This window comes from Rothia sp. HC945, from assembly GCF_051370785.1.
In the GTDB taxonomy this organism is placed as follows: domain Bacteria; phylum Actinomycetota; class Actinomycetes; order Actinomycetales; family Micrococcaceae; genus Rothia.
The window spans coordinates 121406-137162 of the sequence record NZ_JBFCSN010000002.1; the positions used below are offsets into that span (position 1 = coordinate 121406).

The following is a 15757-nucleotide window of genomic DNA, read 5'->3' on the forward strand; positions in this document are numbered from 1 at the left end:
ACGATGGTCACCGCACCTCAGAGAGTTGGCGTCGCTTGGACTCGAGGTCGAGGATCTCTCGCTGGATGCTCCGGAACCGATCCGCTTCGACCACGGAGTCGACCCGTTCGAGCTCGCGGACCTTGTCGCGCTGGCGCACGCTGAGTTCCTGGGCGAGGAGCCTGTTCAGGATCGAGACGGCATGGTTCTCTACCTGCCGTTGCGTGGTCGCCGGCAACGGGGCAACGGTCAGCTCGGCCAACAGCGAGTGCGCGGCCTCATGGGTATGGTTTCTGATCCCGTTGACCCAGCGTCCCCCGGGGACGGCGTCGATCTCGTCATGAGCAGCGAGGATGCCCCGAAGAATCTCGTGGTGCACCCGGTATCTCACTCGGATCGACGGCAACGCCTCCCACTGCGACCGCTCGACCAAATCCGGGACTTGGACCAGGACCTCGAGTGCCTGGCGCTCCCGGCGGGCGGCGGCATCGTTGGTGTAGTCCGGCAGCTCGACCTGGGGCTTGGGGCGATCTTCCGGGCCGGCCGACGCCGCCTGAATGTCTTCGCGACGTCGTTCGACCGGCTGACGGGCCGCCCCTCGCACGGCGCCATCGAGTTCCTCGAGTTCGACGCCGATCCATCGTGCGACCTCGCGCTGGTAGGCATGGCGCAGACCCGAGTCCCTGATCGACGCCACCATCGGAGCAACAACCCTCATGGCGCGAATGCGGCCCTCGATGCTCTCCAGATCGAAGTCCCTCAGCGTCACCCGGATCGCGAATTCGAAGAGTGGGCGCTTGGCCTTCAGGAGGTCCCGTACGGCTTTGTCCCCGCGCTTGAGACGCAGGTCGCAGGGGTCCATTCCCTCCGGTGCCACGCACACATACGTCTGTGCGCTGAACCGTTGGTCCTCCTGGAATGCGTGGAGGGCCGCCTTCTGCCCGGCCTCGTCCCCGTCGAAGGTGAAGACCACTTCCCCGCCGGAGCCGTCGTCACCGAGCAGGCGCCGGACGATTTTGATGTGCTCCGTCCCGAAGGCCGTGCCGCAGGTGGCCACCGCCGTCTCGATCCCGGCCAGGTGTGCGGCCATCACGTCGGTGTACCCCTCGACGACCACGATCTGCTTGCCCTGCGCGATCTTCCTCTTCGCGAGGTCGATCCCGTAGAGCACCTGGGACTTCTTGTAGAGCTGGGTTTCAGGGGTATTCAGATACTTCGGACCCTTGTCGTCTTCGAAGAGCTTTCGGGCGCCGAAGCCGATCGTCTCACCGGTGAGGTTCCGAATCGGCCAGATCAGGCGCCCCCTGAAGCGGTCGTACAGACCGCGCTGGCCCTCGGAGAACATTCCCGTGGCCTTGAGCTCCTCATCGGTGAACCCGCGGTCCCGAAGGTGCTTGAGCAGGGTGGACCACCCTTGGGGCGCATACCCGACGCCGAACTTCCGCGCGGCGTCTCCGTCGAACCCGCGGCCGCCCAGGAAATTCTGGGCCGCCGAGGCCTGCCGCGTGTACAGGGCCTTCTCGAAGAATTCTTGCGCGATCTTGTGCGCATCGATGAGTCGCTGCCGGCGTCCCTTCTCCTCCTTCGACGGGCCGCTGCCCTGCTCGTAATGGAGTTCGTACCCGACGCGGGCGGCCAGTCGCTCCACGGTCTCCGAGAAGGACGTGTGGTCCATCTCCATGACGAAAGAGATCACGTCCCCGGATTCACCGCACCCGAAACAGTGGTACGTGCCCATCTGGGGTCGAACGTGGAAGGACGGCGTGCGTTCGTCGTGGAAGGGGCAGAGCCCCTTGTAGGACCCGATGCCTGCGGACTTGAGCGTGACATAGCCTTCGACGACCTCCCGGATGTCCGTGCGGGAGCGCACCTCGTCAATGTCCTCGCGTCGAATCAAACCAGCCACGTGGGCCAGTTTATCCGCCCTGACAAATCCGGACCGCCCCGGGCCGACGAACGTGGACGACTCACCACAGGGGCTTGTCCCCGACCCGCCAGTTGAGACCCGTGATGCGGTCGTGCAGGCGCACGGCAGAGGAATCCGTGAGCGATGCGACTTGGTCCACCACGAGACGCAGTCGAGCGACGTCGTCGTGACGATCGGTCTCCCGCCAGTCTGCGGCGAACACGGGATCAAGGAAGATCCCGTCGGTGTCGAGGAGAGCCTGGACCAGGACGGCGAGCATCTCGCGCTGATTGTCGTACAGCGGTTCCTGGTCCCTCACCGCCATTACGTAGGCGGTCGCGATGCCCTTCATGACGGCGATCTCGGTGATGGTGTCCCGAGGAATCCTTAGCCTGGCCGCATAGCGGGTCAGGTTCCCTTCGCCGTATTCCGCCCGCGTGGCCGCGATCGCCTCGCCGGCGAAGCGGCCGATCAACCGGCTCGTCAACGCCTTCAGAGCCGCCATGGAGGCACGGGTACCGGTCACGAGAGGCAGCCACTCGTCGAGTTTCTGGAGGCGCGCCAGGGCGTCGTCGAGTTCCTGCGGGTCCGTGTCCGGCATGTACCAGCGTTGGGTCCACGTCAGGACACGTTCACGGTCCGCCGCGCGGTCCATCCACCCCAGTTGCACGTGTCCGCCGAAGACGGCGTCCTCGACATCGTGGACCGAGTAGGAGATGTCGTCCGCGAGATCCATGACCTGGGCCTCCAGGCACTTTCGACCTTCCGGGGCGCCTTCCCGGAACCAGTCGAAGACCGGGAGATCGTCCTCGTAGACGCCGAATTTGCGGCTCTTGGTCCCGTGACGGACAGGGGCGTCCTCCTTGGCCCACGGATACTTGCATGCTGCGTCGAGCGAGGCCCTCGTGAGGTTCAGCCCCGCGGATCGCCCGTCGGGCATGATGACTTTGGGCTCGAGGCGCGTCAGGAGCCTGAGCGTCTGGGCGTTGCCCTCGAACCCGCCTGCATCGGCCGCGATCGCATCGAGGGCGGCCTCGCCGTTGTGCCCGAACGGAGGGTGACCGAGGTCGTGGGCCAGGCAGGCCGCGTCGACGACGTCGGGGTCGCAACCGATCATCCGGCCCACCTCCCGACCGACCTGTGCGACCTCGAGCGAGTGGGTCAGGCGGGTCCGTATGAAGTCGTCCGAGCTCGGAGAGACGACCTGCGTCTTGAATCCCAGCCGGCGCAGGGCCGAGGAATGCAGAACTCGGGCCCGGTCGCGCTCGAATTGGCTGCGATAGAGATTCTTGTGATGCTCCGGAAACCAGCGGTCAGCGTCCCGGGGCGAATAACCGGGCTGACGGGGTTCGGTCGGAGAAGTCATGTGGGGGTTCGCCTTTGTCGGGGAAACGAGTCGTACCCAGGCTACCGCGCCATGGCGCGGAAGACGGTGACAGAAGACGACGGCGGGGAATCCTGCCGCCTCGAGTCAGCCACCGGACACGTCGAGTTCGGCGTCCGCGAGCCCAAGCCGCTCGGCGTCGCCGAGGATGCGGGAATCGAGCCACCCCTCCGGAAGATGCGGCTTTTTCGGCGATCCCGCACGTCCCCTGGGCCCCTCGACGTCCGCGCCGGGGTACGGCAACGACTGGTCGAGTCGGCCCAGCAGATCCCGAAATTCCGCAAGCGTGCTGACCTGCGCCATCTGCGCGCGGAGCTCGCCGCCGACCGGATACCCCTTGAAGTACCACGCGATGTGCTTGCGGATTTCGCGCATACCTCGGCGCTCCTCCCCGAAAGTCTCCACGAGCAGTTCCGCGTGGCGATAGATGATCTTGATGACTTCGGCGACTCCAGGACGGAAACGGTCATCACGGCCTTCGAACGCGGCCTGGAGATCGCCGAAGAGCCAAGGCCTCCCCTGGCACCCGCGACCAATCACGACGCCGTCCACGCCGGTCTGCTCGACCATGCGGGCGGCGTCTTCCGCGGACCAGATGTCCCCGTTGCCGAGGACCGGAACGTCCGGGACGGCTTCCCGGAGTTCCGCGATCGAGTCCCAATCAGCCTGGCCCGAATAGTGCTGTGCCGCGGTTCGGCCGTGCAGCGCGATCGCGGCCACCCCGGCGTCGCGAGCCGTCCTGGCCGCGTCGAGGAAGGTGATGTGGTCATCGTCAATGCCCTTGCGCATCTTGACCGTGACCGGGATGTCGGCCCGCGACGCCTCACGGACGGCGGTACCGACGATGGCTTCGAAAAGATCGGTCTTCCACGGAAGGGCCGAACCACCGCCGTTCTTGGTCACCTTGGGAACCGGGCACCCGAAGTTCAGATCGATGTGATCGGCCCGGTCCTCCTCCGCAACCATGCGGATGGCCTTGCCGACGTTGACCGCGTCGACCCCGTAGATCTGGATCGAGCGGACCTTCTCATCGTCGTCGTGATCGATGATCCTCAGCGACTCGGGGCGACGTTCTACGAGCGCCCGGGCCGTGACCATTTCGGTCACGTACAGTCCCCCACCGTATTCCCGACACAGTCTGCGGAAGGCCCTGTTGGTCACGCCCGCCATGGGGGCGAGGACTACCGGCACGTCCACCGTGAGGTGGCCGAGCTGGAGCGGAGGCAGGGACAGGCGAGTCGGGATGGCAGTAGTCACGTTGCGATTTTCTCACACGCTGCTCCACCAGCGGGCCGAGGAAGAGCGAACTCACATCACTCGGCCCGCCAAAGCAGTGTGCCGCAAGCGCGGAGGGGTCTCAGACGGTGTGAGCGTCGGCCACGGAGAGCGCCTCGTCGATGATGCGGAGCCCTTCACAGGCCTCTTCGGTCGACATGTTCAGGGGCGGAGCCACGTGGATCCGGTTGTAGTTTGCGAAGGGCAGCATGCCGCCTGCTTTCAGCTCCCCGATGAGTTCTCCCATGGCGGCAGAGGATTCGCCGTACGGCGCGAGGGGCTCCTTGGTCTGCCGATCCTTGACGAGCTCGATGGCCCAGAAACATCCGAGGCCTCGGACATCACCGACCGACGGGTGTTTCTCCGCGATCTCTGCAAGGCCGGGGCCGAAGACATCTGTGCCGAGGCGCCGCGCGTTCTCGACCATCCCTTCGTCCTTCATCGCCTCTATGGTCGCTACGGCTGCCGCGCAGGCGAGAGGGTGGCCCGAATAGGTCAGTCCGCCGGGATAGGGGCGCTCCTCGAAGGTCTGGTAGATCTCGTCCGAGATCGCGACGCCGCCGAGCGGCACGTACCCTGAATTCACGCCTTTGGCAAAGGTCATCAGATCCGGCCGCTGGTTCCAGTGGTCCACGGCGAACCACTCACCGGTTCGCCCGAATCCGACCATGACTTCGTCTGCGATCCAGACGATGCCGTACTTGTCCGCGAGGTCTCTCACCCCCTGCATGTAACCCTTCGGGGGAACGTAGATTCCTGGTGTGCCCGGAACGGATTCCAGGATCAGGGCGGCGATACTCTCTGGCCCCTCCAGGAGAATCACGTCCTCCAGGTGGCGCAGGGCCCGGCTGGTTTCTTCTTCCTCGCTGGTCGAGTCGAAGTACGACCTGTAGGGATATGCAGGCAGGAAGCGGGCCACACCCGCCCCGGCATGGTCGTTGCCGAATCGACGGGCGTCGCCCGTCACGTTGACCGCAAGGTCCGTGCCGCCATGATAGCTGCGGTAGGCCGAGAGAACTTTGTGGCGACCGGTGTGCACCCTGGCCATACGGATCGCGTGCTCGTTGGCATCCGCTCCCCCGTTGGTGAAGAACACGTGGTTCAGGTCTCCGGGCGTCAGCTCGGCAATCAGCCGGGCCGCCTCGGAGCGCGCGGCGTTGACGTGAGACGGCGCGATCGTGCAGATCTTTCCCGCTTGGTCCTGGATCGCCCGGACCACGGCGGGGTGCTGGTGCCCGATATTCGTGTTCACCATTTGGGAGGAGAAGTCCAGGAGCCTGCGCCCCTCGCCGTCCCAGACGTAGGAGCCTTCCGTGCGGAGAACGGTCATCGGGTCCACCGTCCCCTGCGCTGACCACGAGTGGAACACGTGGTCCCGATCCTGTTGATAGGCGCGGCGGCCTTCCTCGATGTCGGCGTCGGTAACACCCGCGACGAAAGTTCCTGGTGTGCTCATGGGATCCCCTCTCCGTAACCGGCCGTTCTTCGGGCGGTCTTCCAACTCTATATATTTCCATGGCATGAATTCCTCCGAAAACCTCGACTCCGCGCCCGCGGGATTTCTACCGTTGGGGTACCGGGAATTACTCGCCCGGGACTGACCAGGTATTACGGAGGACAGCACGCCATGAAACGTTTTGAGAACCGTCGAGTCGTCATCACGGGGGCCGCGACCGGCATCGGCCGTGCCACGGCTCAGCGTCTTGCCTCCGAAGGAGCGATTCTGGGGCTCGTGGACGTCAACCAGAAGGACCTGGAGACCGCGGCCCAGGCGGCTCGGGACGCGGGTGCCGAGGTCGAGAGCTTCGTCGTCGACGTCGCCGACGAAGAATCCGTCCGAGATCTGGCCCAGCAGGTCAGCGATGTATGGGGTGGGATCGACGCCCTGGTCAACAACGCGGGCGTCGACAACAAGGGCGGCAAGGTCCACGAATATCCGACCGAGCTCTTCGACCGGATCATCGCGGTGGACCTGCGCGGGACATTCCTGGTGACCAAGTATCTGGTGCCGCTCATGTTCGACGCCGGACACGGAGCCATCGTCAACATGGCTTCCTTCTCAGGGCTTGCCGCGGACGCCGATCGATCGGGCTACAACGCGGCCAAGGGCGGCGTCGTCAATTTCACGCGAGCGACGGCGACCGACTACGGGTCCCGCAACATTCGGGCCAACGCGGTCTGCCCGGGCACCATTGAAACGCCGCTCGTCGACGAGCTGGTGGGGTCGGCCGATGCGGAGGGCAAGAGCTTCCGGGAGCAGCAGGCTCGCGTCACACCGCTCGAACGCCTCGGGAAGCCCGAAGAGGTGGCCGCGGTGGTGGCCTTCCTGGCCTCGGACGATTCCTCCTTCGTCACGGGCGAGACGATCACGGTCGATGGCGGCGTCATGGCCTTCACCTGGCCCGCGAGCGCGCTGACCGGGTGAGCGATTCAGGTCTCCGGCAGGCCCGCGACCGCTTCCGCCCACGCCCGGGCCAGCATGTCCTCGTCCGCCAGAACCTCGCTCAGGCGCACCCGGAGGCCTGAGGCCGCGCTCGATGTCGAGAGACCGTCACCGTCACGGTTCAGGAGCCCTTCGCGTTCCCAGTGCGGGACGGCCGTGGATTCGTGCCCGGGAATCACTCCCTGGGCGTTGACGATGCGCCACCACGGGACGTTGCCGCCCCAACGGGACATCGTGTACCCGACCACGCGCGGAACCTCCCCGACCACTCGACCGATCAGGCCGTATGTTGCGACTCGGCCTTCCGGGACGCATTCCACGGCCCGCAGAATCCTCTCCACCCGTACGTCGTCCATCGCTGGTGTCCCGCGAGCGCCTAGCGGTCCGCGACCACCAGGGTCTCTTCCTCGAGGTGGGCCGTGCCCCGGTCCAACAGGGCATCGACGAGTTCGGTCAGGATGCTCATCGAGTCGTCCACCTCGATCACCACGGGGTACTGGGCGACGAGAAGAGCCAGCAGCTGCTCGACGTCCCCGCCGGACCGCACGCGGTCGACGTCGTAGCCGAGAAGGACCTCGGTCGGCTCTTCCTCCGAGAATTCCCGCCCGGGAGCATCGGCGTCCAAGGGCCGGTAGCTCACGGCGAAGGCCGCGATCGGCGCGTTCTTACCGTTCTTCCGGGCTTCGATCACGCCGTCGCGCATGACGATCGCGCCATAGGCCTCGGCCTCGTCCGAGAGGAACAGGCGGTTCACCCGACCGAGAGACTGCTCCGCGGGCGGGTCCCATTCGTGGACGCGTCGATAGAAGTCCCAGACGGCCTGGGTCAGCTCGAGGGACCCCGTGGCAAGGTCCTCGATCGCCTGGTCCAGGTTGCCGTCCTGGTCCTCGCGCAGGGCGCGCTGGGGCAGGGCGCCGGCGTCGACCCTGATCATGCGAGTGCGCTGGATCGACCCGAGACCCGCCCACTGGGCGAACCCTGCGCCTGCCGATCCGGGCTCGATCTTGCTTCGCAGGGAGACCACGCCCGACGGCGCGGTCTCGGCCGCATCCCGCAGGGCCTGCATCAGGCGCCCACCGAGCCCCGCCCGACGGTGATCGGGAGCGACCTCGACGTAGGCCCAGAGCCTGGAGGAGTGCAACGACGTCTCGTACACCGTTGCCGCGGCCACGGGCACGCTGTCGTGTTCGGCCACGACGGTCCGTTGCCACGGCTGCTCGGCGTCGGGGCCGAACTTGGCGCGAAAAACGGCCGCTTGGGTGTTCTCGGCCTCGGGCCAGATCTGCATCAGCTGCAGATCGTCGCCCTCGTGCCAGTCACGGATCGTGTAGTCCGCCATACCGCTCCCCTCTGGGTTATTTGATCAGGTGGCCCGCGAGGTAGGACTTGACCTGATCGAGACTGACGCGTTCCTGTGTCATCGTGTCGCGTTCGCGGATCGTGACGGCGTTGTCCTCCAGAGTGTCGAAGTCCACCGTGATGCAGAACGGTGTACCGATTTCGTCCTGACGACGGTAGCGACGGCCGATAGCGCCGGACGTGTCGTAGTCGACGTTCCAGTTCTTCCTGAGGTCGGCGGCCAGCCTTTCCGCGGTCGGCGTCAGGGTCTCCTTCTTGGACAACGGAAGAACCGCCGCCTTGACCGGCGACAGGCGCGGGTCGAGCTTGAGCACCGTGCGGGTGTCGACGCCGCCCTTGGTGTTCGGCGCCTCGTCTTCCGTGTACGCGTCAACCAGGAACGCCATCATGGAACGGGTGAGCCCGAAGGAAGGCTCGATCACGTAGGGCACGTAACGGTCCCCGGTCCCCTGGTCGAAGTATTCGAGGCGGGTGTTCGAGTTCTCGTTGTGTACGCCGAGGTCGTAGTCGGTTCTGTTGGCCACGCCCATGAGCTCGCCCCATTCGTTGCCTTGGAAACCGAACTTGTATTCGATGTCGATGGTTCCGGCCGAGTAATGGGCCCGCTCGTCCTCCGGGACGTCGAACTTCCGCATATTGTCCGGGTTGATCCCCAGGTCGACGAACCAGTTCCAGCAGTCCTCGACCCACGTATCAAAGTACTTCGGCGCGTCATCCGGATGGGTGAAGAACTCGATTTCCATCTGCTCGAACTCACGGGTCCGGAAGATGAAGTTTCCGGGGGTGATCTCGTTCCGGAAGGCCTTACCAATCTGTCCGATGCCGAACGGGGGCCGTTTGCGGGCGGCGGTGACCACGTTGTTGAAGTTCACGAAGATGCCCTGGGCCGTCTCGGGTCGCAGGAAGTGGAGGCCTTCCTCGTTGTCGACGGCGCCCAGATAGGTCTTCATCAGACCGGAGAACTGCTGCGGTTCGGTCCACTTGCCCGGCTGCCCGGTCTCCGGGTCGTTGATGTCCGCCAGGCCATTGGCCGGAGGATGCCCATGCTTCTTCTCATAGGCCTCGATCAGGTGGTCCGCGCGATACCGGCGGTGGGTGTGCAAGGACTCGACCAACGGATCCGTGAAGGTTTCGACGTGGCCCGATGCTTCCCACACCGGGGTGGGAAGAATGATCGAGGAATCCAGCCCCACCATGTCCTCGCGCGACCGCACGAAATTCTGCCACCAGAGCTGGCGGATGTTTTCTTTCAGCTCGGCTCCGAGGGGGCCGTAGTCCCACGCCGACCGGGAACCGCCGTAGATCTCACCGGCCTGAAAAACGAATCCGCGGCGCTTGGCCAGCGTGATGACGTTGTCCAGCGTGGACTTTGGTGCCATAGGTATTGCTCACTCCATCAATCATCGCGCGCCGCCGGAGTGCGACGCGCGCAGGGGTCGATTCTCCTACCAGACTACCGGTTTCCGGCCCAGGGCACCCATCCCATGTCGATAGGCTGGACACCATGACCACTTCAGACGATCAGACCGTCCAAATCAGCGAAGACATGATCCGGCTGGGCCAACTGCTCAAGTTCGCCAGCCTCGTCGAGGACGGCGTCGAGGCCCGGGAGGTTATCGCCGAGGGCCTCGTCTCCGTGAACGGGGAACCGGAATACCAGCGCGGCAAGCAGCTTCATCCGGGCGACGTCGTCGCTCTCGGTGACGCGACCCTCCGCATAGAGCGCGCCTGACACGACGCGCGGCACGGGCATCGGGGCGTGGGGGTGGCGCTCTCGGGCCTCGGCGGGTTTCCGGATCGGTCCCTCCTGCCGTGCCCGAGTTGAGTGGCGGTTGCCCGGAGGGGTCCCTCCTGCCATGCCCAAATTGGGTGGCGGTTGCCCGATTCGGTGGCGCTCACCGCCGTTAGGTGGAGGTTGAAACCCCGCCTAACGGCGGAAAACTCCTCCCCTTCGGGCAACCCCCCACCCAACAACATCACCCCACCCAACAACATCACCCCAGACGACGACGACGTCGCCCCCCCCCCCCCCCCCCGAGAAGGCAACCCCGTGCACCCGCGGCCCGCGACCCGCACCCCACCGCCAAGTGGCACTCTCATGCAGTTCTGACCGCCGCAACCGCACAACAACGCCACCACGCGGAACGAAGCCGCCTCGCCCCCAGTTTTACCGAAGCGAGTACTGCAGGAATTCGGAGACGTGTTTCATCTCCTGGTTGTTCACGCCATGGCCCATGCCTGCGTACAGGACCTTGGTCACCTGGGTGTGGTCACGTAGCCAATCGAGGTTGAAGGCGACCATGTCGGACGGGATCACCGGATCCTCCTGGTCGCGCCCGTAGAAGAAGGGAACTTTCGGGGACAGAGACGACAGTGCGGCGTCGTCGAGGAAGTCGCTCTGGGCGTCCAGAACGAATCCGGACAACCCGACGACGGCGCGGACGAGATCCGGGCGATGACGCAACACGGAGGTCGCGACGGCCATTCCTTGGGAGAACCCGAAAAGGGTCACGTCCGAGTAGCCCTCAGCGTTGTTCTCGATCCAGGCGACGACGTCGGCGGCCGCTTGCTGGGCTTCTTCGACGTCGGCGGTGATGTCCTGGCCAAACGTGCCTTGGAGGGCGAACCAGCTGTACCCGGGCCCGCCGCCCGGGACCGGGTCGGGTGCTCTCATTCCCGCGTAGGTGAAGCCATCCTGGGGAAGAGCCGGCAGAAGCCCCAGGAGGTCCTTTTCGTGGGAACCGTAGCCGTGAAGCATCAGGACGAGGTGCGTCCCGGGACGCTCGGATTCAGGGCGCGAGAATTCGACGGTGGGATGTGGAGTCATGAGTCCCATCCTATTCACGATCCAGGGCCGTACGGCCCACCGCCCGACGTCGTTGCCGGTGTCGGGTCAACGACGCCGCCGTCCGGAAGGGTTCCTCGTCAGTCCCGGCCCGACGACCCCAAGGGGGCGTCCCGCAGCGCATCGCCCGCACGGAGGAACTTGCTGATTTGGGAGGTCTCTATCAGGAAGGCGTCGTGGCCACTCGGTGAGCTGATATACCCCACTTCCACGGGTTCAGGGAGGGAGCGCGCAAGTATCTCCGAATCCCGGGGGTAGAACAGGCGGTCCGAGTCCACGGCCACAATCGTCCATCCGCACGTCGCCCGTGCGAGGGCTTCCTTCAGAGAGCCTCGGCCTCGGGCGACGTCGTGGCTCATGAGGGCGTCATTGACGCACAGGTAGGAATTCGCGTCGAATCGGCCCGCAAGCTTCGACGCCTGATGGTCCAGGTAGCTTTCGACCCGGTAACGACCCCGCGTGTTCACGCACGGCCCCGAAGGGTCCTCGTCGCCTTGTGGGTGACGACCGAAACGGTAGTGCAGTTCGGTCGCGGATCGATAGGTGATATGGGCGATGCGGCGGGCCAGCCCCAGGCCATCGATCGGGAAGGGCCCCGAATAGTAGTCTCCCCCGGCAAAATTCGGGTCCTGCCGGATCGCGAGCGCCTGGGCCTGGCCCCAGGAGAGCTGCTCCGCCGTCGATTCGGCCCCAGCAGCAATCGTGGCGCAGTGGCGTACCCGGTCCGGGAAGGTCACGGCCCACTCGATCGCACGGGCTCCGCCCATCGAGCCTCCGATCGCCAGGGACCACTGGTCGATTCCGAGGCCATCCGCCAGCACGGCTTCGGCCCGCACGGAATCCCGGATCGTGGTCAGGGGAAACCTGGATCCCCACGGACGCCGCTCCGGATCGATCGTCGCCGGCGCCGGGGACGACGGCCCGGTCGATCCGTAACAGCCGCCGATGATGTTCGGACACACAACGAAGTACTGGTCGGTGTCGATCGCTGCACCCGGTCCGATGAGCCCTTCCCACCAGCCTTCTTCCTCGGCTGCCCGGCGCTCGAGATCACTCGCCCCCTCCGGGGCCTCACCGTGCGCCGCGTGCGTGTCCCCGGTCAGGGCGTGAAGAACCAGGACGGCGTTGGACGCGTCCTGGTTCAACGTCCCCCAGGTCTCGTACGCGATGGTGGCATCGGAGATCACGGCGCCGGAGTCCACCAGAAGGTCGCCGACGTCGTAGTAATTGACTACGCCGTCTCCCCTGGTCTCGGCCTTGCGCGCACCGGTACCAACGATCGTCACGTCTGCTCCTCGTTCGTCTATTGCCCGTTCGCGGATACAGGTTCTGCGGATACGGTCGCGCCGTCCGCGGATGTCAGCGCGTCGAAACCGTGCTCGAGATCGGCCAGGATGTCGTCTATGTGCTCCAGCCCCACGGAAAGCCTGACGAATCCGGGAGCCACGCCCGCATCGCGAAGCTCCTTCTCCGAAAGCTGCGAGTGCGTGGTCGAGGCGGGGTGGATGACCAACGAGTGCACGTCCCCGATGTTGGCGACGTTGGAGTGAAGCTGGAGGGAATCCACGAAGGTCCGGGCCGGCTCCGCACCCCCCTCGAGTTCGAAGCCGACGACCGCTCCGACGCCCTGGGGCGCGTATTTCCGGCCGAGGTCATACCAGGGCGAGGACTCGAGACCCGCATAGTGCACGCGCGTCACGTCGGGACGAGCTTCAAGCCATGTGGCGACCTTGCGAGCGTTCTCGACGTGCCTCTCCACGCGAAGGGAAAGAGTTTCGAGGCCGATGGAAATATTGAATGCGTTCGTCGGCGAGATGGAGGCACCGAGGTCACGCAACAGGGTCACACGTGCCCGCAGTATGTAGGAGAGATTGACCCCGAAGACGCCGTTGGGGCCGAGGTCTTCGGCGAAGACCAGGCCGTGGTAGCTGGGATCCGGGGTATTGAACTGCGGGAACCGGTCCGGGTACTTCGAATAATCGAAATTGCCGGAATCGACGATCACGCCCCCGATGCTGTTTCCATGCCCTCCGAGGTATTTGGTCGCCGAGTGCACGACGACGTCGGCGCCCCATTCGAACGGCTTGACGAGGTACGGGGTGGGCACCGTGTTGTCCACGACCAACGGCACACCGACTTCGTGAGCGAGTTCGGCCAACGGCTCGATATCGAACACGTCGCTACGCGGATTCGGCACGGTCTCGCCGTAGAAAACCTTGGTGTTCGGCCGGACCGCGGCACGCCAGGCCTCCGGGTTGTCGAAGTCCTCCACGAATGTGGTCTCGATGCCGTAGGAACTCAAGGTGTGCTTGAGGAGGTTGTACGTGCCGCCATAAAGGCTGGGGCTCGCGACCACGTGGTCCCCGGCCCTCGCGATATTAAGGATCGCGATGGTGATGGCTGCTTGACCGGACGCGACCAGAAGGGCGCCGACGCCGCCTTCGAGCGCAGCGATGCGGTTCTCGACGACTTCCTGGGTCGGGTTCGTCAAGCGCGAATAGATGGGGCCGAGTTCCTTCAGCCCGAAGCGGTTGGCCGCCTGCTCGGCGTCGTCGAACACGAAGGACGTCGTTTGGTAGATCGGCAATGCCCGCGCACCGGTCGCGGAATCCGGATCCTGTCCGGCGTGAATTTGCTGTGTCTCGAACTTCCAGCCCTGCGGTGCGGAAGGAGTGGGAAGACCTTGAGTGCTCATTTTTGCTCCTGTCAATGTCGAGGGGCATGGAGCGACCGGCCGTCTTCCGATCCATCAGCACCCGGGTCGACCCGGAACCCTCTGGTTCACCGGGGAATACGAGTCTCACTGATCGAGACGACCGGGCACACCGCGCCCGCGCTTGCGATCGCTGTTTCGCGACCACCAGGTCCTCACCCAGGGCACCCCACCGCGGTTGGAGGGTTGCCGGCCAGCAAGCTGGGGCTTTGCGCTGGCTCTCTTGACCCGATACAAGGTTTTCGCATGGGCGGAGCGCGCGTCAAGTACCGGCGTCATACTGCACCCACGTGAAACGTCATGACATTTATGACGTGAGCGAGACCATTGCGTACCCTGTCTCATGGTCGTCCGGTGTCGGACCGGGCGGCACCATCATCGACCGCCCCGAAGGAAGACCGTGAGCCAGGAGAAAAACCCGTCCCCGAGAAGGGGCGGAACGGGAACCGCGGGCGACGTCGCCGACAACCCGCAGACGTCGCTCAGGCGCGGGCTGACCCTGCGTCACATTCGCTTCATTGCCCTCGGCTCGGCCATCGGCACGGGCCTGTTCCTCGGGTCCGCGGACGCCATCCAGTTCGCCGGCCCCTCGGTGCTTCTGGCGTACGTCATCGGTGGTGCGGCGGTGTTCATGGTCATGCGTGCCATGGGCGAAATGGCCCTGGTCCACCCGGTCCCCGGCTCTTTCGCCGACTATGCGACCGAATATTTGGGCCGCTGGGCGGGATTCGTCACGGGATGGAGTTTTGCTTTCGAGATGGCGCTAGTCGCCGTCGCAGACGTCACGGCCTTTTCCCTCTACATGAAGTTCTGGTTCCCGACCACGCCGAGCTGGATATGGATCGTCTCGGTCGTCGCGATCATCATGGCGGTCAACCTCACCAAGGTGAAGGTCTACGGCGAGGTCGAGTTCTGGCTGACCCTGGTGAAGGTCGGTGCCATCGTGGCGATGATCGTCGGCGGCCTGGCACTGATCGTCTTCGGTGTTCAGTTGCACCAGGAGATCCAGCCGTCCGTGACGAACCTGTGGGAACAGGGTGGCTTCTTCCCTCACGGGTTCTCCGGTTTCTTGGCCTGTTTCACCGTGGTCATGTTCGCCTTCGGGGGCGTGGAAAACATCGGAATCACCGCGGGCGAGGCCGAAGACCCCGAGAAATCCATCCCCGGGGCGATCAACACCGTCCCGGTGCGCATCCTGCTCTTCTATGTCCTCACGATGGGCGTGATCATGTCCCTCTACCCCTGGAGCAGCATCGGCGACGAAGGCTCTCCTTTCGTACAGATCTTCTCCGGGTTGGGCATCCCGGCGGCCGCCCACATCCTGAACGTGGTGGTTCTTACGGCTGCCGTCTCTGCGATCAATTCGGACATCTACGGGGCCGGGCGGATGCTGTACGGTCTCGCCCAACGCGGTCTCGCGCCGCGCTCCTTCAGCCGAGTATCGTCGCGGGGCACTCCCAGCATGACGGTGGCCGCGATGGGCATCGTGCTCGTGGCAGGGGTGCTGGTCAATCACTTCTTCGAGAATGCATTCCTCTACGTCGCAACCCTGGTGACGTTCGCTACGGTTCTGGTCTGGGTCATGATCCTGGTGACGCACCTGGCCATGCGACGCCGACGCTCCCGCGAGGGCTCGGGGCCCTCCCGCTTCCCGACTCCCTGGTGGCCGGCCGCTTCCTGGCTCGCGCTGGCCTTCATGATCGGCGTCGTCGTGCTTCTCGGGTTCTTCGAGGACACTCGCATGTCCCTCATCATCGGGGCGGTGTGGGTGATCCTCCTGGCCCTCGCTTACCCCCTGACTCGTCGCACGCGCGAGGCCGTCGACACCACGGAGATTCGGTAGGAACGTCCGT

The 15757-nt window shown here is 65.1% G+C and carries 13 protein-coding genes and 1 riboswitch; of the genes, 3 read left to right on the plus strand and 10 right to left on the minus strand.

Features of this window, described 5'->3' with window-relative positions; translation table 11 throughout:
* Nucleotides 1–7: 7 nt before the first annotated feature.
* The 4 genes from dnaG to AB0Y14_RS09150 all read right to left on the minus strand — a co-directional run bounded on the left by dnaG (nucleotide 8) and on the right by AB0Y14_RS09150 (nucleotide 6000).
* Nucleotides 8–1885: a DNA primase gene (gene dnaG, locus AB0Y14_RS09135; protein WP_436588953.1), complete on the minus strand. Its 1878-nt coding sequence runs from the start codon at nucleotides 1883–1885 to the stop codon at nucleotides 8–10.
* Between the two features lie 61 nt (nucleotides 1886–1946).
* Nucleotides 1947–3251, minus strand: coding sequence for a deoxyguanosinetriphosphate triphosphohydrolase (locus tag AB0Y14_RS09140; RefSeq protein WP_436588954.1), 1305 nt, complete (start codon nucleotides 3249–3251; stop codon nucleotides 1947–1949).
* Between the two features lie 105 nt (nucleotides 3252–3356).
* Entirely contained in the window at nucleotides 3357–4526 is a 1170-nt protein-coding gene (gene dusB, locus AB0Y14_RS09145) for a tRNA dihydrouridine synthase DusB (protein ID WP_436588955.1), read from the minus strand.
* 100 nt (nucleotides 4527–4626) lie between these two features.
* Nucleotides 4627–6000 (minus strand): aspartate aminotransferase family protein, encoded by a 1374-nt coding sequence (locus AB0Y14_RS09150; RefSeq protein WP_436588956.1) that lies wholly within the window; start codon nucleotides 5998–6000, stop codon nucleotides 4627–4629.
* A 171-nt stretch (nucleotides 6001–6171) separates the two neighbouring features.
* Here AB0Y14_RS09150 and AB0Y14_RS09155 point away from each other — a divergent pair, with 171 nt between their 5' ends.
* Nucleotides 6172–6969 (plus strand): SDR family oxidoreductase, encoded by a 798-nt coding sequence (locus AB0Y14_RS09155; RefSeq protein ID WP_436588957.1) that lies wholly within the window; start codon nucleotides 6172–6174, stop codon nucleotides 6967–6969.
* A 5-nt stretch (nucleotides 6970–6974) separates the two neighbouring features.
* Here the strand turns inward: AB0Y14_RS09155 and AB0Y14_RS09160 are convergent, their stop codons facing one another.
* From AB0Y14_RS09160 to AB0Y14_RS09170, 3 genes are read right to left on the minus strand one after another with little or no spacing between them, the layout of a single operon-like run.
* Nucleotides 6975–7343 (minus strand): MGMT family protein, encoded by a 369-nt coding sequence (locus AB0Y14_RS09160; RefSeq protein WP_436588958.1) that lies wholly within the window; start codon nucleotides 7341–7343, stop codon nucleotides 6975–6977.
* 20 nt (nucleotides 7344–7363) lie between these two features.
* Nucleotides 7364–8326, minus strand: a complete 963-nt coding sequence (locus AB0Y14_RS09165; protein ID WP_436588959.1) for an N-acetyltransferase family protein — start codon at nucleotides 8324–8326, stop codon at nucleotides 7364–7366.
* A 16-nt stretch (nucleotides 8327–8342) separates the two neighbouring features.
* Nucleotides 8343–9725: a glycine--tRNA ligase gene (locus tag AB0Y14_RS09170; protein WP_436588960.1), complete on the minus strand. Its 1383-nt coding sequence runs from the start codon at nucleotides 9723–9725 to the stop codon at nucleotides 8343–8345.
* A gap of 125 nt (nucleotides 9726–9850) precedes the next feature.
* On the opposite strand from AB0Y14_RS09170, the gene AB0Y14_RS09175 reads away from it, so the two are divergent.
* Nucleotides 9851–10078, plus strand: coding sequence for an RNA-binding S4 domain-containing protein (locus tag AB0Y14_RS09175; protein ID WP_436588961.1), 228 nt, complete (start codon nucleotides 9851–9853; stop codon nucleotides 10076–10078).
* A gap of 435 nt (nucleotides 10079–10513) precedes the next feature.
* On the opposite strand, the gene AB0Y14_RS09180 is transcribed toward AB0Y14_RS09175, so the two are convergent.
* The 3 genes from AB0Y14_RS09180 to AB0Y14_RS09190 all read right to left on the minus strand — a co-directional run bounded on the left by AB0Y14_RS09180 (nucleotide 10514) and on the right by AB0Y14_RS09190 (nucleotide 13886).
* Nucleotides 10514–11173 (minus strand): alpha/beta hydrolase, encoded by a 660-nt coding sequence (locus AB0Y14_RS09180; protein ID WP_436588962.1) that lies wholly within the window; start codon nucleotides 11171–11173, stop codon nucleotides 10514–10516.
* A 98-nt stretch (nucleotides 11174–11271) separates the two neighbouring features.
* A complete protein-coding gene (gene metX / locus AB0Y14_RS09185; RefSeq protein WP_436588963.1) occupies nucleotides 11272–12477 on the minus strand; it encodes a homoserine O-acetyltransferase MetX in 1206 nt (401 codons plus the stop codon).
* A 17-nt stretch (nucleotides 12478–12494) separates the two neighbouring features.
* Nucleotides 12495–13886 carry a bifunctional o-acetylhomoserine/o-acetylserine sulfhydrylase gene (locus AB0Y14_RS09190; RefSeq protein ID WP_436588964.1) on the minus strand — a complete coding sequence of 464 codons (1392 nt, stop codon included), beginning with the start codon at nucleotides 13884–13886 and terminating at the stop codon, nucleotides 12495–12497.
* Between the two features lie 133 nt (nucleotides 13887–14019).
* A riboswitch (SAM riboswitch) is annotated at nucleotides 14020–14133 on the minus strand.
* Between the two features lie 114 nt (nucleotides 14134–14247).
* Between AB0Y14_RS09190 and AB0Y14_RS09195 the strand changes: the two genes are divergently transcribed.
* Nucleotides 14248–15747, plus strand: coding sequence for an amino acid permease (locus AB0Y14_RS09195; protein ID WP_436588965.1), 1500 nt, complete (start codon nucleotides 14248–14250; stop codon nucleotides 15745–15747).
* Nucleotides 15748–15757: the final 10 nt, after the last annotated feature.

Coding starts and splice junctions, on each gene's coding strand:
- AB0Y14_RS09140 (WP_436588954.1), bottom strand. CDS start 3,251: ATGACTTCTCCGACCGAACCCCGTCAGCCCGGTTATTCGCCCCGGGAC.
- AB0Y14_RS09150 (WP_436588956.1), bottom strand. CDS start 6,000: ATGAGCACACCAGGAACTTTCGTCGCGGGTGTTACCGACGCCGACATC.
- AB0Y14_RS09155 (WP_436588957.1), top strand. CDS start 6,172: ATGAAACGTTTTGAGAACCGTCGAGTCGTCATCACGGGGGCCGCGACC.
- AB0Y14_RS09160 (WP_436588958.1), bottom strand. CDS start 7,343: ATGGACGACGTACGGGTGGAGAGGATTCTGCGGGCCGTGGAATGCGTC.
- AB0Y14_RS09165 (WP_436588959.1), bottom strand. CDS start 8,326: ATGGCGGACTACACGATCCGTGACTGGCACGAGGGCGACGATCTGCAG.
- AB0Y14_RS09170 (WP_436588960.1), bottom strand. CDS start 9,725: ATGGCACCAAAGTCCACGCTGGACAACGTCATCACGCTGGCCAAGCGC.
- AB0Y14_RS09175 (WP_436588961.1), top strand. CDS start 9,851: ATGACCACTTCAGACGATCAGACCGTCCAAATCAGCGAAGACATGATC.
- AB0Y14_RS09180 (WP_436588962.1), bottom strand. CDS start 11,173: ATGACTCCACATCCCACCGTCGAATTCTCGCGCCCTGAATCCGAGCGT.
- AB0Y14_RS09190 (WP_436588964.1), bottom strand. CDS start 13,886: ATGAGCACTCAAGGTCTTCCCACTCCTTCCGCACCGCAGGGCTGGAAG.
- AB0Y14_RS09195 (WP_436588965.1), top strand. CDS start 14,248: ATGGTCGTCCGGTGTCGGACCGGGCGGCACCATCATCGACCGCCCCGA.